The following is a 19,722-nucleotide window of genomic DNA, read 5'->3' on the forward strand; positions in this document are numbered from 1 at the left end:
CCCGGGTGCCCGTTCGGCCGCGGGAGCGTTCGGGTGTCCGCCCGGCCGGTCCCGGCCGCGGACCTGATCGGTGCCGGGGAGCCGGGGGTGTCGGCTCCGGCGGCGGCTTCGCTATCAGCTGAGGAGATGCTCGGCCAGGAGGTCGCCCAGCGCCTCCTCGTGCGCCGCCGCGGCACCGAGGGAGAGTTCGATCTGCTTCGCCCAGGCGTGGTAGCGGTGCAGCGGGTAGTCGGTGTCCGCACCGAAGCCGCCGTGCAGATGCTGTGCCGTCTGCACGACCCGGCGGACGCCGTCCGACGCCCAGATCTTCGCCACGGCGACGTCGCCCTCCACGGGCAGTGCACCGCCGGCCCCGGTCGAAATCCGCCAGGCTGCCTGCCACAGCGTCACTTCCATGGCCCGCAGGTCGATGTAACGGTCCGCGGCCTGTACGGCGACGGACTGGAAGGTGGCGACGGGAAAGCCGAACTGTTCGCGTCTGCCGGTGTATTCGCTCGTCATGGCGAGCACGGCCTCGCCCAGACCCAGTGCGAGCGCACAGGTCCCGGTGGTGAGCAGGGCACGCAGCCACTGCCAGGCCCCGGCGGTGTCGATCAGCGCCCGGCCGCCGACTCGTACCGCGTTCAGATGTATCTCGGCGAACAGCTCACCGTTGGTGGAGACCTGCTCGGACAGAGTGACGCCGTCGTCGGTGGGCCGTATCAGGGCAACGGCGGCCCCGCCCCCGCCGGTGTGGGAGGGAATCGCGATCCAGTCCGCGGCCTGTGCCCACGGCACCCCCGACTGCACTCCGTCGAGCACCCAGCCGTCGGCATCGCCGTCTGCGTCTCCGGGGCTGCCGACAGGCCCCGTGCCAGAGCCTTCGCCGGCCCCGGCGCCGTGTGCGGGGCCTTCACGGCGGGCGGTGACAGCGAGCTCGGCCGGATCGTGGCCACTGCGGCCGTTGGCCCCGACGGTGAGGACCAGCTCGCCCCGGCCGACCCGGGGCAGCAACTCGGCGGCCAGCCCCGCGTCACCGTAGCGCTGAAGGACCATCGCGACCGCGCACGTCTCCAGCAGCGGTACCCGCGCAAGCACCTTGGCGGACTCGCGCAGCACCAGACAGAGGGCGACGAGATCGAGCCCGGCCCCGCCGTGTTCCGGCGAGAGCATCAGACTCAGCAGGTCGCCTGAGGCGAGCCCGCCCCACAGAGGGCGGTCGATGTCATCGGCCACCGCGCCCGGCACGAGGGCGGGGCTGGGCACCCCGTCGGGCGCAGCCCCCGAGAAGACCGCTCTCGCCGCCTCGACGGCTGCCTGTTGTTCCTCGGTGAAGGTGAAGTCCACTGCCCTGACCTCCCGCGAACCGCTGCTCCCCTGAACAGATCTGACGGGCCGTCAAGATAGAACAGGTTCTACGAGAAAGGAACAGGAGGGGCGGGGCGGGAGGGGCAGGGAGGGAACGAGCGCAGGGGGTGCGGGGCAGGTGGAGCGGGGCGCGGTCAGCGGTCGAAGTCGAGTTCCACCTCCGGGGTGACTGGATGCGACTGGCACGCCAGCACATAGCCGGCGCCTGTCTCCTCGGGCTCCAGTGCGAAGTTGCGGTCCATGCGCACCTCTCCCGAGACCAGGAATGCCCGGCAGGTCCCGCACACACCTCCCTTGCAGGCGTACGGCGCGTCGGAGCGGCTGCGCAGCACGGTCTCCAGCAGCGATTCGCCCTCCTCTACCGGCCAAGTGCCGGAACGGCCGTCCAAGGTCGCGGTGAGACTGCTGTGGGCAGGCGTTTCGGCCCGCGCGCGGGCGGGTGTGCTCGGGCTTTCGTCCACATGGAAGATCTCCTGGTGGATACGGATCCGGTCGACGCCCAAGCCGTGCAGTGAGCGTTCGGCCGCCTGGACCAGTCCGAACGGGCCGCACAGATACCAGCCGTCCACCTCCGCCACTGGTAGCAGCGCGGGCAGCAGCTCGCTGAGCCGGTCCTCGTCCAGCCGGCCGGACGGGAGGCCTGCCTGCTGTTCTTCCCGGGAGAGCACCGTGACCAACTGGAACCGGTCCGGAAAACGGTCCTTGAGGTCGGCGACCTCGTCCAGGAACATCGTCGACGCCGCTGTCCGGTCGCTGCGGATCAGGCAGAAGCCGGCGTCGGGTTCCCGTGCCAGCAGCGTCGCCGCGATCGACAGCACCGGTGTGATCCCGCTGCCTCCGACGATCGCCGCGAAACGCCCGGGGCGGGGCGTGAGTACGAAGCGGCCCATCGGGGGCATCGCCTCGACCAGGTCACCGACGGCGAGTTCCTTCAGCGCGTACGTGGAGAACGCGCCGCCGTCGACGAGCCGAATCCCCACCCGCAGCAGCGGATCCGCCGATCCCTCGGTGGCCGGCGAACAGATCGAGTAAGAGCGGCGGATCTCCTCGCCGTCGACGCTGTAGCGCACATTGAGGTGCTGGCCGGGCTCGTGGTGGAAGGTCGCGCGCAGCTCGGCCGGCACGGCCAGGGTGACGGCCACCGAATCGTCCGTGAGCCGTTCGATCGCGCGGACCCGGAGCGGATGGAACATCTACAACTCCTTGAAGTGGTCGAACGGTTCGCGGCATGTCACGCAGCGGCGCAGGGCCTTGCACGCAGTGGAGGAGAACCGGCTCAGCAGCTCCGTATCGGTCGAGCCGCAGTGCGGGCAGCGGACGGAGAGCGTGAGCGGCACCGGGCCGCCCGCGGGAGCCGTGGCGGCGTGCGGGCGCGGAGGAGCGATACCGAACTCGGCCAGTTTGCGGCGTCCTTCCGCGGTGATGTCGTCCGTGGACCAGGGCGGCGAGAGCACGGTGATCACGGAGACGTCCGTCATCCCGTGGCCGTGCAGTACCCGCTCGATGTCGGCGGACATGGCCTCGATCGCCGGGCAGCCGGTGTAGGTCGGGGTGAGGCGAACGGTGACCCTGCCGGGCCCGCTTACGTCAACGCCGCGGAGCACCCCCAGCTCGTCCAGGGTCAGCACGGGCAGTTCGGGATCGGGCACGGAGCCCGCCAGCCGGTGCAGCTCCTGCTCCAGGAGTGTTTCGGTCACCATGACGCCCCCGGGTGGCTGCGATGCAGGTGCTGCATTTCGGCGATCATCCGGCCGAAGGGCTCGGTGTGGATGCCTTGGCGTCCCGCGCCCGCTGTCCACGCTCCGGACTGCGGGCCGGCGGGCACGGTCAGCGTGGCCTGCTCCAGCACCGCGGTGACGGACTCCAGCCAGCCGCCGTGCAGCGACTGCCAGTCGATTTCCACGCCCTCGACGGGCTGGAAGAGCTCGCCGGTGAACCGCCACAGGGCGTCGGCTCCGCGCTGCATCCGCTCATGGCTCTCCGCCGTGCCGTCGCCGAGCCGAAGCGTCCACTGCTCCGCGTGGTCCTGGTGGTAGGCGACCTCCTTGACCGCCTTCGCCGCCAGCGCGGCGAAGGGGCTCTCGCCGGCCGCCAGCTGGTCGTGGAGCAGCCGTTGGTAGGTGGAGAAGTAGAGCTGGCGGGCGATGGTGTGGGCGAAGTCGCCGTTCGGCTGCTCGACCAGTTGGACGTTGCGGAAAGCGCGCTCTTCTCGCAGGTACGCCAGCTCGTCCTCGTCGCCGACGAGGGAGAGCAGCACCCGGGCCTGCCCCAACAGGTCCAGGGCGATGTTGGCCAGGGCCACTTCCTCTTCCAGCACGGGGGCGTGGCCCGCCCACTCCCCCAGCCGGTGCGAGAGAACCAGCGCGTCGTCGCCCAGGGCGAGGGCCGCGGTCACAGGTGCTTCACCCCTTCCGGGATCTCGTAGAACGTCGGGTGCCGGTACGGCTTGTCACCGGCCGGTTCGAAGAAGGAGTCCTTCTCGTCCGGAGAGGAGGCGGTGACCTGTGCGGACGGGACGACCCAGATGGAGACGCCCTCGGAACGACGCGTGTACAGATCGCGCGCGTTGCGCAGGGCCATTTCGGCGTCCGGGGCGTGCAGGCTGCCCGCGTGTGTGTGGGACAGACCGCGGCGCGAACGCACGAACACCTCCCACAGCGGCCATTCGGTCGAGCTGCTCATGCTGTCGCCTCCCCGTCTCGTGTGGGTATGTGCTTCTCGGCGTAGGCAACCGCCGCGTCCCGCACCCAGGAGCCCTCCTCGTGCGCCCGGCGGCGCCGGCTGAGGCGCTGCTCGTTGCACGGGCCGTTGCCTTTGAGGACCTCCTGGAACTCCTGCCAGTCGATCACCCCGAAGTCGTGCTGTCCCCGCTCCTCGTTCCACCGGAGATCCGGGTCCGGGAGGGTGAGTCCCAGAGCCGCGGCCTGCGGGACACAGATGTCCACGAAGCGCTGCCGCAGCTCGTCGTTGGAGTGCCGCTTGATCTTCCAGGCCATCGACTGGGCCGAGTGGGCCGATGCGTCGTCCGGCGGACCGAACATCATCAGGGACGGCCACCACCAGCGGTTCACCGCGTCCTGAGCCATCTCGTGCTGCGCCGGGGTGCCGCGGCTGAGGGTGAGCAGCAGTTCGTAACCCTGGCGCTGATGGAAGGACTCCTCCTTGCAGATACGCACCATCGCGCGGGCGTACGGGCCGTAGGAGCAGCGGCAGAGCGGGACCTGGTTGGTGATCGCGGCGCCGTCCACGAGCCAGCCGATCGCGCCGACATCCGCCCAGGTCAGCGTCGGGTAATTGAAGATCGACGAATATCTCTGACGGCCGGCATGGAGCTTGTCGAGCAGCTCCTCGCGGCCGGTGCCCAAGGTCTCCGCGGCGCTGTACAGATAGAGGCCGTGTCCGGCTTCGTCCTGCACCTTGGCCATCAGGATCGCCTTGCGGCGCAGTGAGGGCGCTCGCGAGATCCAGTTGGCCTCCGGCTGCATACCGATGATTTCGGAGTGGGCGTGCTGGGCCATTTGCCTGACGAGCGAGGCGCGGTACGCATCGGGCATCCAGTCGCGCGGCTCGATGCGCTCGTCCGCCGCCACCGCGGCATCGAAGGCTGCCTGCAGAGCCTCCTCCAGCCCTTCGGACCTGCCTTCTCCTGCCTGCGCCGTCTGGTCCGCAGTCACTGCCGTCATCCCGGACTCCCTACCGACCGACCGATCGTTCGGTTCAATGTCTTCAATGGTGAGTCGGTGGCCCGTAGGGTGTCAACCCTGTGGATAACTCACCGGGGATCGACGGGGGACGGGGCGGGATGGATTCGTACGACGACAGGGGCGTGGGGAGCGGGGGCAACGGGCCGGAGCCCGGGCAGTACGAGGAGACGTTGTCCCTGGCCGGTGAGGGGGCTCGGCCCGAGGCGGGGCGGCACGAAGAGGCGTCCGGAGCCGGTCAGGGAACTCGGCCCGGGGCAGGGCCGCAGGAGGACGCGCTGTCCGGGATCCGGCCGGAGCCGGGGCCACGCGGCGGCATGGCCGCCCTGTCACTTCCGTACCAGGTTGTCGCCGCGATCGCGCTGTCGGTGATCGGGCTGGTCGCCTGCGCTCAGCTGGCCATGGTGTTTCTGCACGTCGCTCCCTCGAACACGCTGACCAAGCAGCATGGTGAAGCGGTCGACGACTGGATCTATCCCGAGTTCGAACAGAACTGGAAGCTCTTCGCCCCGAACCCGCTTCAGCAGAACGTGGCCATTCACGTGCGAGCCGAGATAGCCGGCGACGACGGTCGCCACACCACTGCCTGGATGAGCCTTTCCGCTGAGGACGGCAAGGCGATACGCGGCAATCCGATCCCCAGCCACATCCATCAGAACGAGCTCCGTCGCGGCTGGGACTTCTATCTCAATTCCCACGACAACGAGGACCGGGCGAACGGCCTGCGGGGCGAGCTCTCCGAGCGCTACATCCGCCGCATCGCGATGCTGCGCCTCCGCGAACACGACTACGGCGGCACCGTCGAGCGCATCCAGATCCGATCCGAGGTGCGGTCCATCGCGGCGCCCGCGTGGAGCGACGAGAAGATCGGCACGAAGCCGTCCTACCGGGTGCTGCCGTGGTGGACCATAACCTCCGCAGACCTTCCCGAGAACGCCGAGGGGACGGACAAGTGAGTACGTTCACCTTCGACCGCAAGCTCGCCCGTGGTATCCAGCGCATCACTTCCTCGGCCCTGGGCCCGTACCAGAGCGCCGTCATCCGGATCGGTTTCTCCGCGACCTATCTGCTGTTCCTATTGCGCGAACTGCCGCACCGCCACGAGTTGTACGGGCCTGACGCCCCCTGGCGCTGGGACATGGCGCAGCAGCTCATATCGGGCAATCAAGCCTTCACCACACTCATGTGGTCGGACAGCACGGTCTGGTTCGAGATCGTGTACGCGGTGGCGCTGCTCTCCGCCGCGCTGTTGATGGTCGGCTGGCACACCCGCGCCGTGTCGGTTCTCTTCATGGCCGGTGTGCTCTCCCTGCAGAACCGCAGCATCTTCTTGGGCGACGGCGGCGACAACGTCATCCACCTGATGGCGATCTATCTCGTGCTGACGCGCTGCGGGCAGGTCTGGTCCTTGGACGCGCGGCGCGCGGCTCGGGCGGCGCGCTCGGCCTGTGCGGGCCGTCCGGCGGACGAGGGCGCGCATACGGATGCGGATGTGATGTCGGGCGCGGTTTCGGGTGCGGATGCGGTGTCGGAGGCTGTCGCGGAAGGCGAGGGCTCTCGACGTTCGGCGCGGGTGCGGGGGAACGCGGCCGGCCCGATTCTCTGGCTGGTCCTCGGCCTGGTTCTGATCTCGGCCACCGTCACGGACGATCTCGGCGGCACCCGGTGGTTGCCGGTGCTCTTCTGGATCCTCTGGGTCGGCCAGGGTGCCTGGTGGGCTGTGAACCGCTACGCGCCGAACAGCGAAGCGCGCACCCTCCTCGATGTCGTCGCCAATCTGGCCCACAACGCGACCCTCGTCGTGATCATGGCCGAAGTCTGTCTGATCTACGCGACGGCGGGGTGGTACAAGATCCAGGGATCGCGGTGGCAGGACGGCACCGCGCTGTACTACCCGCTCAACCTCGACTACTTCACGCCCTGGCCCGGCCTGTCGGAGGTCCTCGCGTCCAGCGGGGTCATCGTGATGCTGCTGACGTACGGCACGGTCATCGTCCAGGTCGCCTTCCCGTTCGCCCTGTTCAACCGGCGGGTCAAGAACATCCTGCTCGTCGCCATGATGTGCGAGCACGCCGGCATCGCCCTGCTGCTCGGGCTGCCTTTCTTCTCGATGGCGATGATCGCCGCTGACTCCGTCTTCCTGCCCACCGTTTTCCTGGTGTGGCTCGCTGGCCGGGTCACCCTCGGACGGGAGCTGCTGTTCTCGCGCAGGGGCAAGGTGCCGGGGCAGCGGCGTCCGGTCGATGACGAGGAGGCCCTGCAGCACAGCGGCGACGCGGGCCATACGCTCGTCGGGTGAGTAGTGAGAGCGGCAGCAGTGGCAGCACAGGCAGTACCGCCGGTACCGGCAGTGGATCGTTGATCGAGGACTCGTCCGTGCATGAGCCGTCCGTCGGGTCCGCATCGGCGGCAGAGCCCGGTACGGCGGCGGAGCCCACGCAGTACGACGACGGATTCGGGACGGAGGTCGGGGTCGGGCCGCATCCGCTTCCCTGGCCGGTGGGCGATCGGTACGACCCCGAGTTGTTGGCGCACGGCGACCGGCGCAATGTGGGCGACGTCTACCGGTACTGGACGCGCGAGGCGATCGTCGCCGATCTGGACCTGCGGCGGCACGACTTCCATGTGGCGGTCGAGAACTGGGGCCACGACTTCAATATCGGCTCTGTGGTGCGCACCGCGAACGCCTTCCTTGCCAAGGAGATCCACATTGTGGGCCGGCGGCGCTGGAATCGGCGCGGTGCGATGGTCACCGACCGGTACCAGCATGTGCGTCACCACCCCGACACGGATTCGCTGACCGCGTGGGCGGCGGCGGAGGGGCTGCCGATCATCGGGATCGACAATCTGCCGGGAGCGGTGCCGCTGGAGCGGACTGAGCTGCCGCGCCGGTGTGTGCTGCTCTTCGGGCAGGAGGGGCCCGGACTGACCGAGGAGGCCCGCAAGCACGCGGCGATGGTGTGCTCCATCGCGCAGTTCGGATCGACGCGGTCGATCAACGCGGGGGCCGCTGCTGCGATCGCCATGCACGCGTGGGTGCAGCGTTATGCGGAGATTCCGGATGCGGAGATTCCGGAGTCGGTCGGGTCCGGACCCGGGGGTCTGCCGGGGTTCTGACACGCGTGGCGAGGTGGGGATGGGGGGCGTGGGGGTGGGATGGGCTTGGGCCGCCTGCCGCAGACCCGTCACCCCTCCTGCCCCTTGCCTGACCGGCCGGAGGGCTTGGCCCTGGGCAGTCGCGGGCCGATTCCTTCCCTCCTTTGCCTGGCCGGAGGGGCCAGCCCAGGACCCCTCTCCTCGTCGAACGCCGGAGAGGCTGGAGGGGCCCTGGGGCGGGGGCGGAGGGTTACGCCTGGCGGCGCACTTCCACCACACGGAAGCGGTTTGCCACGAAAGCTCCGTCACACAGCGCCGCGTTCGCTGCCGGGTTGCCGCCGGAGCCGTGGAAGTCGGAGAACGCCGCGGTCTGGTTGACGTACACCCCACCGGTCAGGTTCAGCGAGAGCTGGGCCGACTCCTCCAGGCAGACGTCCTCCACCGCGCTCTCCACCTCCGATGAGGTGGTGTACGCGCCTACCGTCATCGCGCCCATGTCGCGAACCGTGCGGCGAAGCAGTTCCACGGCGTCGGCCGTCGAGTCGACCGCCACCGCGAAGGAGACCGGTCCGAAGCACTCCGTCAGGAAGTGCTCCTCGTCGTCGGGCTTGGCGCCGTCCAGTTTGACGACGGTGGGGGTACGGACCACGGCGTCGGGGAATTCCGGATTGGCCACGTTCCGTGAGGGAAGGGCTACGTCGCCCAGCTCCCCAGCAGCCTCCAGGCGGGCCTTCACGTCGGGGTTCACCAGGGCTCCGAGCAGTGCGTTCGCCCGGGCGTCGTCGCCCAGCAGTCCGTTGACCGCGGTAGCGATGTCGTCGACGACTTCGTCGTACGTCTTGTCGCCCGCATCGGTTGTGATGCCGTCCCGGGGGATCAGCAGGTTCTGCGGGGTGGTGCACATCTGGCCGCTGTACAGGGAGAGGGAGAACGCCAGGTTGGCGAGCATGCCCCGGTAGTTGTCGGTGGAGTCGAGGACGATGGTGTTGACTCCGGCTTTTTCCGTGTAGACCTGGGCTTGGAGCGCGTTGGCCTCCAGCCAGTCACCGAAGGCGGTGGAGCCGGTGTAATCGATGATCTTGATCTCGGGGCGCACGGCGAGGGTCTTCGCGATGCCTTCCCCCGGCCGTTCGGCGGCCAGGGCGACCAGGTTGGCGTCGAAGCCCGCCTCGACGAGCACCTCGCGGGCCAGCTGCACCGTGAGCGCGAGCGGAAGCACGGCGCGCGGGTGCGGCTTGACCAGGACGGGATTGCCGGTGGCCAGGGAGGCGAAGAGCCCTGGATAGCCGTTCCACGTGGGGAACGTGTTGCAGCCGATCAGGAGTGAGATCCCGCGGGGCGCCGCGGTGAACGACTTGTGCAGCCGGAGCGGGTCGCGCTTGCCTTGGGGCTTGGACCAGTCGGCGCTCTGCGGAGTGCGGATCTGCTCCTTGTACGCATATGCCACCGCTTCGAGGCCGCGGTCCTGGGCGTGTGGGCCGCCCGCCTGGAACGCCATCATGTACGCCTGACCGCTGGTGTGCATCACGGCGTGGCCGAACTCATGGGTCCTGGCGTTGATCCGCGCAAGGATCTCCAGGCAGACCAGGGCCCTCGTCTCCGGGCCTGCCGCACGCCAGGCGGCCATCCCCGCGCGCATGGCCGGAAGCAGGATGTCCAGGTCGGCGTGCGGATATTCGACACCCAGCTCCGGACCGTACGGAGAGGTTTCCGTGCCCGTCCAGCCGTCGGTGCCCGGCTGGTCGAGGTCGAGCCGGGTGTGCAGGACGGCGTCGAAGGCGGCCTTGCCCTCGGCGATGCTGAGGCTGCCAGGGGCGCCGCCCTCGCCGTACGCCTTCGGATGCTCGGGGTGCGGGGACCAGTAGGCGCGCGTACGGATCGCGTCGAGGGCCTGGTCGAGCGTGGGGCGGTGCTTCTCGGACAGCAGGTGTGGGGAGAGCTCGGCGGCCATGACGGACCAACTCCTCATCGAGCTGGGCAGGGACGGGCGGACAGAGTTAGAGTAACCGAACGATCGGTCGGGACAAGGGGGCCCGCCAAACCTGTGGACAACTCGTAGGGGAGGATCGCGGACATGACCACGGCCAAGCGGGACACGTACACCCCGGAGACCCTGCTCACCGTCGCCGTCCGTGTCTTCAACGAGCGCGGCTATGACGGCACGTCCATGGAACACCTTTCCAAAGCGGCGGGCATCTCCAAGTCGTCCATCTATCACCATGTCGCGGGCAAGGAGGAACTGCTCCGCCGTGCGGTCAGCCGGGCGCTGGACGGGCTCTTCGGGATTCTCGACGAGCCGGGGGCGGCGCAGGGGCGCGCGATCGAGCAGGTCGAGTATGTGACCCGCCGCACCGTCGATGTGCTGATAGCCGAGCTGCCCTACGTCACTCTGCTGCTGCGCGTGCGGGGCAACACGAAGACCGAGCGCTGGGCCCTGGAGCGGCGGCGCGATTTCGACCACCGCGTGACCGATCTGCTGCGGGCGGCGGTAGCGGACGGCGATCTCCGCTCCGACGTGGACATACGGCTGGTGACCCGGCTGCTCTTCGGGATGGTCAACTCCCTGGTGGAGTGGTACCGGCCGCAACCGGATGGCGGTGTCGACGGGGAGCGGCTGGCGGACACGCTTGTCACGGTGGCTTTCGAGGGGATGCGGTCCAGCCGCTGAGCCGCTGAGCCGCTGAGCCGCTGAGCCGCTGAGCCGCTCAGCCGTTGAGCCGCTGAGCCGCTCAGCCGTTGAGCCGCTGAGCCGTGAGGCGTGGAGGTGGGCCGATCCGTCGAGCTGTTGGTTCGTGCCACTGGTCGCCTTCTGGCCGTCTTCTTCTGCCTGGGGCCGTCAGGCCAGCTCCGTGGGTCTGGCCGGGCCCGGGGCCAGATCCGTTTCCTCGAACACCAGAAGCGTGCGGGTGGAGAGCACCTCGGGGATGGCCTGGATCTTGGTCAGGACCAGTTCGCGCAGCGACCGGTTGTCCGGGGTGTGCACCAGCAAGAGGACATCGAAGTCGCCGCTGACCAGCGCGATGTGTGTGGCCCCGGGAAGTGCCTCAAGCTGCTCGCGCACCGTGCGCCAGGAGTTCTGGACGATTTTGAGCGTGATGTACGCGGAGGCACCCTGACCCGCCCGCTCGTGGTCCACGCGCGCGCTGAAACCTCGGATCACTCCGTCGTCGATGAGCCGGTTGATACGGGCATAGGCGTTGGCCCGGGACACATGGACGCGATCGGCCACCGACCGTATCGAGGCGCGGCCGTCCGTCTGGAGCAGTCGCAGGATGTCGCGGTCGATGGCGTCGAGGGGGCGCGCGGGCGGTTGCCGTGCGGGTTCCTCGCCCCCGTCGGCCATTTGTTCAGCTGACATGTGCCCGCGCCTCCCTGTCCTGGACGACCTGTGCCCATCCCAGGCTGTGGAGAACCGTTTGTCCACAGGCTGAGGGTGCCTGTAGCCAAAATGCGTCCGCGACCGAACAATCGGTAGGTGAGGCACACCACATTCGCGTCTCGAACCGTGCTCGACATTTCGATGTATTTCGAACCCTCTCGGCATCGGGTCACCCTCCGATGTCGTGGGACGCCGCTCGAAAACCCCTCGATGCCAGGAGGTGCTTGTCATGACGGTCCAAGAGCTGCCCGGCGCGGCTGCTTACCGGCCCACGCCGCCCCCGGCCTGGAAGCCGCTCACCGATCCTGCGCCGCTGCTCCCGGACCCTGAGCCGTACCGCGTGCTGGGTACGGACGCCGTGGCCGATGCCGACCCCGAGCTGCTGCTGCGGCTCTACACGGAGCTGGTGCGCGGTCGGCGGTACAACGCACAGGCCACCGCTCTCACGAAGCAGGGCCGGCTCGCCGTCTACCCGTCGAGCACGGGGCAGGAGGCCTGCGAGATAGCGGCCGCACTGGTGCTGGAGGAGCGGGATTGGCTCTTTCCCAGCTATCGCGACACGTTGGCCGCCGTGGCGCGTGGCCTGGATCCGGTCGAGGCACTGACGCTGCTCCGCGGCGACCGGCACACGGGTTACGACCCGCGTGAGCACCGCATCGCTCCGCTCTGCACCCCTCTCGCCACGCAGCTGCCGCACGCGGTGGGCCTGGCACACGCGGCGCGTCTCAAGGGTGACGACGTGGTGGCGCTGGCCATGGTCGGTGATGGCGGGACCAGCGAGGGCGATTTCCACGAGGCGCTGAATTTCGCGGCCGTCTGGCGGGCACCGGTCGTCTTCCTCGTACAGAACAACGGCTTCGCGATCTCCGTACCGCTGGCGAAGCAGACCGCCGCTCCGTCCCTGGCGCACAAGGCCGTGGGGTACGGGATGCCGGGCCGGCTCGTGGACGGCAATGACGCGGCCGCCGTGCATCAGGTCCTCGGTGACGCGGTGGCACGGGCGCGAAGCGGTGGCGGTCCCACGCTCGTCGAGGCGGTGACGTACCGCATGGACGCCCATACGAATGCCGACGACGCCACGCGCTATCGCGGCGACAGTGAAGTGGACGCGTGGCGCGCGCATGACCCGATCCAGCTCCTGGAGCGGGAGCTGACCGGTCGGGGTCTGCTCGGCGACGACGGGATCGCGGAGGCGCGCGCGGACGCGGATCGGATGGCCGCGGCTCTGCGCGAGCGCATGAACGCCGATCCGGTGCTGGACCCGATGGCTCTCTTCGCTCATGTCTACGCGGAACAGACCACGCAACTGCGGGAGCAGGCGGCCCGGTTGCGTGTCGAGCTGCAGGCCGAGCAGGACCGGCACGGACACAATGACGTGAAGGAGGGGCGATGACCACCGCGGCGGCACCGGCCGGAGAGCGGACGGCGAAGGCCAGACCCGCCACCATGGCGCAGGCCCTCGGCCGGGCGCTTCGCGACTCGATGGCCGAGGACTCGACGGTGCACGTTCTCGGCGAGGACGTCGGCACGCTCGGTGGGGTGTTCCGGATCACCGACGGTCTGACGAAGGAGTTCGGCGAGGACCGTTGCACGGACACCCCGCTGGCGGAGGCGGGCATCCTCGGCACGGCCGTCGGCATGGCGATGTACGGGCTGCGGCCCGTGGTGGAGATGCAGTTCGACGCCTTTGCCTATCCGGCGTTCGAGCAGCTGCTCAGCCATGTGGCCAAGATGCGGAACCGGACAGCCGGCGCCATGCCGTTGCCGATCACGGTCCGGGTGCCGTTCGGCGGTGGGATCGGCGGGGTCGAGCATCACAGCGACTCCTCGGAGGTGTACTACATGGCGACGCCCGGCCTCCACGTCGTCACCCCGGCCACGGTCGAGGACGCGTACGGACTGCTGAGGGCGTCGATCGCGTCCGACGATCCTGTGGTCTTCCTGGAGCCGAAGCGCCTCTACTGGTCCAAGGCGGACTGGTCGCCGGACGCGCCGGTGGCCGTGGAGCCCATCGGACGGGCCGTCGTCCGACGGCCGGGGCGCAGTGCGACGCTGATCACGTACGGGCCGTCGCTGCCTGTCTGCATGGAGGCTGCGGAAGCAGCCGTTGAAGAGGGATGGGACCTCGAAGTCGTCGACCTGCGCTCGCTGGTGCCTTTCGATGACGAGACCGTCTCCGCTTCGGTGCGGCGCACGGGACGCGCCGTCGTCGTCCATGAGTCCTCCGGTTTCGGAGGTCCGGGCGGCGAGATCGCGGCCCGGGTCACCGAGCGCTGCTTCCACCATCTGGAGGCGCCGGTGCTGCGGGTTACCGGGTTCGACATTCCCTATCCGCCGCCGATGCAGGAGCGGCACCATCTGCCGGGCGTGGACCGGGTGCTCGACGCGGTCGCCCGCTTGCAGTGGGAGGCGGAGAGCTGATGCCCCAGGTGTGCGAATTCAGGCTGCCGGATCTCGGCGAGGGGCTCACCGAGGTGGAGATCGTGCGCTGGCTGGTGGAGGTCGGCGACGTCGTCGCCATCGACCAGCCGGTCGTCGAGGTCGAGACGGCCAAGGCGATGGTGGAGGTGCCGTGCCCGTACGGGGGCGTGGTGACCGCGCGGTTCGGCGAGGAGGGTACGGAACTTCCTGTCGGAGCACCACTTCTGACGGTGGCGGTGGGATCCGAGGGAACCTTGGAGGCCGCGAGTCCGGTGGGTACGGGCGCGGGGGTGGGTTCGGCTTCGGGCTCGGGCTCGGGGGCGGGTGCGGGGTCGGGTGTGGGTACCGGGGCGGTGGTATCGGTCGGGGGGGCGCGCGGCGGTTCCGGCGGTGGTTCCGGTGGGCCACGTACTGGTGGGACAGGTTCCGGTGGGACGGGTTCCGCGGTCGGAGAGGCGGAGGCGTCCGGCAATGTACTGGTCGGGTACGGGACGGGCGCGCCGGTGGCGCGCCGAAGAAGGGTCCGTCCCGAGGAGACGGCGACGTCTGTTGCCGCGCAGGTGACGGGTGTGGCTCCGGCGTCCGAGATCGGTCCGGACCCCACGCAGGGCCCGGTGGCCGTCGTCTCCCCGCTGGTGCGGAGACTGGCGCGGCAGCATGATCTCGATCTGCGACACCTGGTCGGTTCAGGGCCCGACGGGCTGATCCTGCGGGCGGATGTCGAATCCGCGATCAGGGCGCTGGCGGAGGGGGCGGCGGCTTCCGTGCCGGCCTCGACCGCGGCCTCGGCGCCGGAGCCCGTTTCGGTAGTGACTTCGTCGTCTCCGGTGCGGCCGGCGGTGGCGCAGAGGGGTGCGAGTCCGACCGCGGAGCGGATTCCGCTGCGCGGTGTGCGGGGTGCGGTCGCCGACAAGTTGGCGCGCAGTCGGCAGGAGATCCCCGATGCCACGTGCTGGGTCGACGCCGACGCCACCGAGCTGATGGCGGCCAGGTCCGCGATGAACAGCGCCGGTGGCCCGGCCGCCGGGCCCAAGGTGTCGGTGCTCGCACTGCTGGCACGTATCTGTACCGCTGCGCTGACCCGGTTTCCCGAGCTCAACTCCCAGGTGGATCCGGAGGCGCGGGAGATCGTGCGGCTGCCGGAGATCCATCTCGGTTTCGCCGCCCAGACGGAGCGGGGGCTGGTCGTGCCTGTCGTCCGGGATGCGCAGGCCCGGAACCTGGAGTCGATCGGGGCCGAGATCACCCGGCTGACCGAGGCGGCCCGGGCCGGGAGGCTGAGCCCGGCTGAGCTGACCGGCGGGACGTTCACGCTGAACAACTACGGGGTGTTCGGGGTCGACGGTTCGACCCCGATCATCAACCACCCGGAGGCGGCGATGCTGGGGGTCGGCCGGATCGTGCCCAAGCCGTGGGTTCATGAGGGCGAGCTGGCCGTACGCCAGGTCGTCCAGCTCTCGCTGACCTTCGACCACAGGGTCTGTGACGGCGGTACGGCGGGCGGATTCCTGCGTTATGTGGCTGACTGCGTGGAACAGCCGGCGGTGCTGCTGCGCACGTTGTAGGCGAAGACGGCCGCAGGCTCCCGTTTTTCCTCCCCCCTGTGGATCCACTGGATTCGCGACCGGGGAGGATCAACGGGGGCTGTGCCCCGCATACTCGAATGCATGACCGCGTACGACGCCATCGTTCTTGCTGGAGGGGCCGCCAAGAGGCTCGGCGGCGCAGACAAGCCCGGCATCCGGGTCGGTGGGCGTTCGCTGCTCGACCGGGTGCTCACGGCCTGCGCCGACGCCTCGACCACCGTGGTGGTGGGCGGGCGGCGCCCCACGACGCGCGCGGTGACCTGGACGCGCGAAAAACCGCAGGGGGGCGGCCCGTTGGCGGCGCTCGACGCCGGCACACGGCGCACCGCCGCGGACTGGGTTCTCGTGCTCTCCGCCGATCTCCCGTTCCTCGGGGAGAACACGGTCGGAGCGCTGCTGGCCGCCGCCAGTGGCGGTCGGCGGGACGGGGCCCTGTGCACGGATCAGGACGGCCGCGATCAGCCGCTCGTCGCCGTCTACCGTGGCGAACCCCTGCGCCGCGAGCTCGCGCTGCTCGCCGCCGAGCACGGCGGCCTGTCCGGACTCCCCCTGCGGCTCCTGACGAACGAACTCGACCTTGCCAGGGTGGAGGCTGATCCCTTCGCCTCCTTCGACTGCGACACCTGGGAGGACATCGCGTCGGCCCGTGCCCGTATCAGAGAGCATGGGACCGTGTTGAACGAATGGATCACCGCAGTCAAGAGTGAACTGGGCATCGAGCTCGACGTCGACACCGCCGTCCTGCTCGATCTCGCCCGTGACGCAGCTCATGGTGTCGCCCGGCCCGCCGCGCCACTGACGACCTTCCTGGTCGGGTACGCGGCGGCGAAGGCGAGCAGCGACGGCGACGGCCCGGAGGCGGTGGCCGAGGCCGCCCGTAAAGCTGCCGCGCTCGCCCTCCGGTGGGCGGACGAGAACGAGACGCAATGACAGGTCATCACGGCAGGCCCGACCGGCTTTCCGCGGCTGATGTGCCGTCGATGAACGACAGTTCTCCGACCGCGGATCGAGGTCAGAGTCCGGAGGAGTTGCGGGCCGCCGAGGAGGGCCTGGCCTTTGAACAGGCTCTTGCCCTGGTCGGGCGTCAGCCGTCGAGTGAGCCCCACTCCGGACGTCGCCCGTGGGCCACGGACCAGTCCCGTGCCGCAGATCAGTCCCGTGCTGCGGACCAGCTCCGCGCCGCGGGCCAGTCCTGTGCTGCGGACCAGCTCCATGCTGCGGACCGGTCCTGTGCTGCGGGCCAGTGCCGTGCCGCGGACCGGCCTTACGCCGCGAGTCCGTCCCCTGCCGAAGGCCAGTTTCCCGTCATGGGCTCTTGCTCCTCGGAGCGGGAACCCACCGACCGTCCTCACCCCGGCGAAGGACTCGCCTCCACATCTCGGCCCATGCCCCCGACACCGGGCCAGAGCGCCGACCGGGCTCACGGAAGTGACCGGCACGGGCGCGCGACGCCTTGGCGGGAGGCGCGCGCCCGTGCGGCGCGATCAGGCCGTGACACTCCTGCCCGTGCCCTGCGACTTCCCCTCGATCAGGCGCTCGGGCACGTGCTCGCCGAGCCGCTGGTCGCGCTCACTGATCTGCCGTCCTTCGACACCTCCGCCATGGACGGCTGGGTCGTCACCGGACCCGGCCCGTGGACCATCCGCGAGGTCCGAGGAGCCGATGACGAGAAGGGTTCCGATCCGGGCGCGCAGCAGCGTTCCGGGCAGGGTCTGGGCATCCTCGCCGGACACGGCACCCCCGCCGTGCTTCCGGACGGCGACGCCGTAAGGATCGCCACCGGTGCCCGCATCCCGGCGGACGCCAATGCCGTGATCCGCAGTGAACACGCTCACGTGGACGAGGCCAAGGGGCTGCTTCACGCGAAGCGGAATGTACTTCCGGGACAGGACATCAGGCCCCGCGGCCAGGAGTGCCGCTCCGGGGATCGGCTCCTGCCCGCCGGAGCCCTGGTGACGCCTGCGGTCCTCGGTCTGGCCGCCGCTGCTGGGTACGACGAACTCGTCACCGTCCCCCGCCCCCGTGTCGATGTCCTTGTCCTTGGTGACGAACTGCTGACCAGCGGTCTGCCGTATGACGGACTGATCCGTGACGCGCTCGGCCCGATGATCGGCCCCTGGCTGCGCGCGCTGGGTGCCGAGGTCTCCGCCCCGCAGCGCCTCGGCGACGACCCGGCCGCTCTCCGTCGTGCCCTCACCACTTCCGACGCCGACCTGGTCATCACCACCGGCGGTACAGCGTCGGGACCTGTCGACCATGTGCACCCGGTGCTCGCGGAGCTGGGGGCGGAGTTGCTGGTCGACGGCGTCGCGGTCCGCCCCGGGCACCCGATGGTGCTGGCCAGGCTCAGCCGGGAGGGATCGGATGGGGGCCCCTATCTCGTAGGGCTGCCCGGCAACCCTCTGGCTGCTGTCTCCGGTCTCCTCACGCTTGCCGAGCCCCTGCTCCGCGGTCTGGCCGGCCACGCGCCGGAGGCCCCGTACCGGGTCGCCGTACGTGACGAGGTGCACGGGCACCCGCATGACACCCGGCTGGTGCCCGTCGTCCATCGAGCAGGCAGCGCAGGCAGCGCAGGCAGCGCAGGCGGTGCGGGCGGTGCGGGCAGCGCAGGCGGTGCGCCCGGCGTGGGCAGCGCGGGCGGCACCGTCGGCGACAGCCTTGGCGATCCCGGAGCCTTCAGTGACGCGGGAGCCTTCAGTGACGCGGGAACCGGCAGTGACGCGGGAGCCGGAAGCGGGGCCGAGCACGTCGTACCGCTGCACTACAACGGTCCGGCGATGCTGCGGGGGATTGCGGCGGCGGACGCGCTGGCCGTCGTGCCACCGGACGGGGTACGGTCCGGCACCGAGGTGGAGATCCTCGATCTACCGTGGGCCTCGGCGACGCCGTGGACGGAAGGGTGTTTCACGTGAAACTTCCCGGCCACGATGCGATGGCCAGGCGCGCCGACGAGCATGTCGCGCCGACACGGGTGCTGCTCCCGCGCAGGGTCGCCGCAGGACCGGCGCGACAGGTTGCCAAGCGGTTGATGTTGGCATTGCTGGTGCTTGCCGTCACTGTGCTGATCGTCTGGCTCGACCGCAGTGGCTATCACGACGCCGCCGACGGCAAAGTCGACCTGCTGGACTCGGTGTATTACGCGACGGTCACCCTCTCCACCACAGGCTATGGCGACATCACCCCATACGGAGACGGCGCCCGGCTCACCAATGTGGTGTTCGTGACACCGCTGCGGGTGCTCTTCCTGATCATCCTGGTCGGCACCACTCTTGAGGTCCTGACGGAACGGACTCGGGAGGACTTTCGGCTGAAGCGTTGGAGAAGCAACTTGCGTGACCACACCGTTGTCGTCGGCTTCGGCACAAAGGGCCGCTCGGCCATCCAGACCCTGCGGGCCACCGGCCTGAAGAAGGAACAGATCGTCATCGTCGATCCGGCGACCAAGGTGATCGAGATCGCCAATGCCGAGGGTTTCGTAGGCGTGGTCGGTGATGCGACGCGCAGCGAGGTCCTGTTGCGGGCCGAGCTCCAGAAGGCGCGCCAGATCATCATTGCCACCCAGCGCGACGACACGGCGGTGCTGGTGGCGTTGACGGCGCGACAGCTCAACCGTGGCGCGAAGATCGTTGCCGCGGTGCGCGAGGAGGAGAACGCTCCTCTGCTCCGGCAGTCCGGTGCTGACGCGGTGATCACCAGTGCCAGCGCGGCAGGTCGGCTGCTCGGCCTCTCCGTCCTCAGCCCCAGTGCCGGCACGGTGATGGAGGACCTGATCCAGCAGGGCAGCGGGCTCGATCTCGTTGAGCGGCCGGTGATAAAGGCCGAGGTGGGCAAGAGCGTTCGGGAGACCGACGATCTCGTGGTCAGCGTCTTGCGTGGACATCGGCTGATCGGGTACGACGATCCGGCTGCCAGTCCCCTTCAGCTGACGGACCGTTTGATCACCATCGTGCGTGCCACGAATGAGCCGCCATTGAGCCATCCCGCTACGGGTACGCCGCGCCCATAGACGGGTGACGCGCACGCGGGGTGTCGCGATCGGGGGTGACGCAAGCCCGGCGTCGCGAGCCGCCGGTGGTTCCGGTCGGCCCGCCTTCGCCGGTGCCCCCTCCGGCCAGTTTTCGCCGACGGGCCTCCCCTTCGCCACGGCCGGCGAAGCCCGGCGGCGCCACGGCGTCGTCCGGAAGGTTGTACG

18 protein-coding genes are annotated in these 19,722 nt (G+C 69.6%); 10 read left to right on the forward strand and 8 right to left on the reverse strand.

The window, feature by feature from the left end; genetic code table 11:
- Nucleotides 1-114: 114 nt before the first annotated feature.
- The 6 genes from ACFVUT_RS23555 to paaA form a co-directional block, all read right to left on the reverse strand.
- A complete protein-coding gene (locus ACFVUT_RS23555; protein WP_389650543.1) occupies nt 115-1,326 on the reverse strand; it encodes an acyl-CoA dehydrogenase family protein in 1,212 nt (403 codons plus the stop codon).
- Nucleotides 1,327-1,481: 155 nt separating this feature from the next.
- Nucleotides 1,482-2,540: a 2Fe-2S iron-sulfur cluster-binding protein gene (locus ACFVUT_RS23560; RefSeq protein ID WP_389650540.1), complete on the reverse strand. Its 1,059-nt coding sequence runs from the start codon at nt 2,538-2,540 to the stop codon at nt 1,482-1,484.
- Entirely contained in the window at nt 2,541-3,047 is a 507-nt protein-coding gene (paaD, locus tag ACFVUT_RS23565; RefSeq protein WP_389650537.1) for a 1,2-phenylacetyl-CoA epoxidase subunit PaaD, read from the reverse strand.
- Nucleotides 3,041-3,742 carry a 1,2-phenylacetyl-CoA epoxidase subunit PaaC gene (paaC, locus tag ACFVUT_RS23570; protein WP_389650535.1) on the reverse strand — a complete coding sequence of 234 codons (702 nt, stop codon included), beginning with the start codon at nt 3,740-3,742 and terminating at the stop codon, nt 3,041-3,043. Before paaC ends, paaD begins: the two co-directional genes overlap by 7 nt.
- On the reverse strand, nt 3,739-4,029 hold the full coding sequence (gene paaB / locus ACFVUT_RS23575) for a 1,2-phenylacetyl-CoA epoxidase subunit PaaB (protein WP_093548044.1): 291 nt from the start codon (nt 4,027-4,029) through the stop codon (nt 3,739-3,741). The genes paaC and paaB overlap by 4 nt, the downstream gene beginning before the upstream one ends.
- The gene (gene paaA / locus ACFVUT_RS23580) at nt 4,026-5,030 is read right to left on the reverse strand and encodes a 1,2-phenylacetyl-CoA epoxidase subunit PaaA (RefSeq protein ID WP_389650532.1); all 1,005 of its coding nucleotides are present in this window, start codon (nt 5,028-5,030) and stop codon (nt 4,026-4,028) included. Before paaA ends, paaB begins: the two co-directional genes overlap by 4 nt.
- A 119-nt stretch (nt 5,031-5,149) precedes the next feature.
- On the opposite strand from paaA, the gene ACFVUT_RS23585 reads away from it, so the two are divergent.
- The 3 genes from ACFVUT_RS23585 to ACFVUT_RS23595 all read left to right on the forward strand — a co-directional run bounded on the left by ACFVUT_RS23585 (nt 5,150) and on the right by ACFVUT_RS23595 (nt 8,165).
- Nucleotides 5,150-6,004, forward strand: coding sequence for a DUF5819 family protein (locus tag ACFVUT_RS23585; protein WP_389651030.1), 855 nt, complete (start codon nt 5,150-5,152; stop codon nt 6,002-6,004).
- Nucleotides 6,001-7,347, forward strand: a complete 1,347-nt coding sequence (locus ACFVUT_RS23590; RefSeq protein ID WP_389650530.1) for an HTTM domain-containing protein — start codon at nt 6,001-6,003, stop codon at nt 7,345-7,347. The genes ACFVUT_RS23585 and ACFVUT_RS23590 overlap by 4 nt, the downstream gene beginning before the upstream one ends.
- Nucleotides 7,348-7,424: 77 nt before the next feature.
- Entirely contained in the window at nt 7,425-8,165 is a 741-nt protein-coding gene (locus ACFVUT_RS23595; protein ID WP_389651027.1) for a TrmH family RNA methyltransferase, read from the forward strand.
- A gap of 229 nt (nt 8,166-8,394) precedes the next feature.
- On the opposite strand, the gene paaN is transcribed toward ACFVUT_RS23595, so the two are convergent.
- Complete coding sequence (gene paaN / locus ACFVUT_RS23600; protein ID WP_389650528.1) at nt 8,395-10,095, reverse strand: phenylacetic acid degradation protein PaaN; 1,701 nt, start codon at nt 10,093-10,095, stop codon at nt 8,395-8,397.
- 123 nt (nt 10,096-10,218) lie between these two features.
- Here paaN and ACFVUT_RS23605 point away from each other — a divergent pair, with 123 nt between their 5' ends.
- Nucleotides 10,219-10,812 (forward strand): TetR/AcrR family transcriptional regulator, encoded by a 594-nt coding sequence (locus tag ACFVUT_RS23605; protein ID WP_389650525.1) that lies wholly within the window; start codon nt 10,219-10,221, stop codon nt 10,810-10,812.
- Between the two features lie 168 nt (nt 10,813-10,980).
- On the opposite strand, the gene ACFVUT_RS23610 is transcribed toward ACFVUT_RS23605, so the two are convergent.
- Nucleotides 10,981-11,487: an Lrp/AsnC family transcriptional regulator gene (locus ACFVUT_RS23610; RefSeq protein WP_389651024.1), complete on the reverse strand. Its 507-nt coding sequence runs from the start codon at nt 11,485-11,487 to the stop codon at nt 10,981-10,983.
- 265 nt (nt 11,488-11,752) lie between these two features.
- Between ACFVUT_RS23610 and pdhA the strand changes: the two genes are divergently transcribed.
- From pdhA to ACFVUT_RS23640, 6 genes are all read left to right on the forward strand, one after another.
- A complete protein-coding gene (gene pdhA / locus ACFVUT_RS23615; protein WP_389650522.1) occupies nt 11,753-12,916 on the forward strand; it encodes a pyruvate dehydrogenase (acetyl-transferring) E1 component subunit alpha in 1,164 nt (387 codons plus the stop codon).
- On the forward strand, nt 12,913-13,944 hold the full coding sequence (locus tag ACFVUT_RS23620; protein WP_389650519.1) for an alpha-ketoacid dehydrogenase subunit beta: 1,032 nt from the start codon (nt 12,913-12,915) through the stop codon (nt 13,942-13,944). The genes pdhA and ACFVUT_RS23620 overlap by 4 nt, the downstream gene beginning before the upstream one ends.
- Entirely contained in the window at nt 13,944-15,509 is a 1,566-nt protein-coding gene (locus ACFVUT_RS23625; RefSeq protein ID WP_389650516.1) for a dihydrolipoamide acetyltransferase family protein, read from the forward strand. Before ACFVUT_RS23620 ends, ACFVUT_RS23625 begins: the two co-directional genes overlap by 1 nt.
- Nucleotides 15,510-15,611: 102 nt before the next feature.
- A complete protein-coding gene (locus tag ACFVUT_RS23630; RefSeq protein WP_389650514.1) occupies nt 15,612-16,460 on the forward strand; it encodes an NTP transferase domain-containing protein in 849 nt (282 codons plus the stop codon).
- A gap of 377 nt (nt 16,461-16,837) precedes the next feature.
- Entirely contained in the window at nt 16,838-18,442 is a 1,605-nt protein-coding gene (locus tag ACFVUT_RS23635) for a molybdopterin molybdotransferase MoeA (protein WP_389650511.1), read from the forward strand.
- Nucleotides 18,400-19,536, forward strand: a complete 1,137-nt coding sequence (locus tag ACFVUT_RS23640; protein ID WP_389650508.1) for a potassium channel family protein — start codon at nt 18,400-18,402, stop codon at nt 19,534-19,536. The genes ACFVUT_RS23635 and ACFVUT_RS23640 overlap by 43 nt, the downstream gene beginning before the upstream one ends.
- The last annotated feature ends 186 nt before the right edge of the window (nt 19,537-19,722 follow it).

Source organism: Streptomyces sp. NPDC058051 (genome assembly GCF_042885475.1).
Classification (GTDB): domain Bacteria; phylum Actinomycetota; class Actinomycetes; order Streptomycetales; family Streptomycetaceae; genus Streptomyces.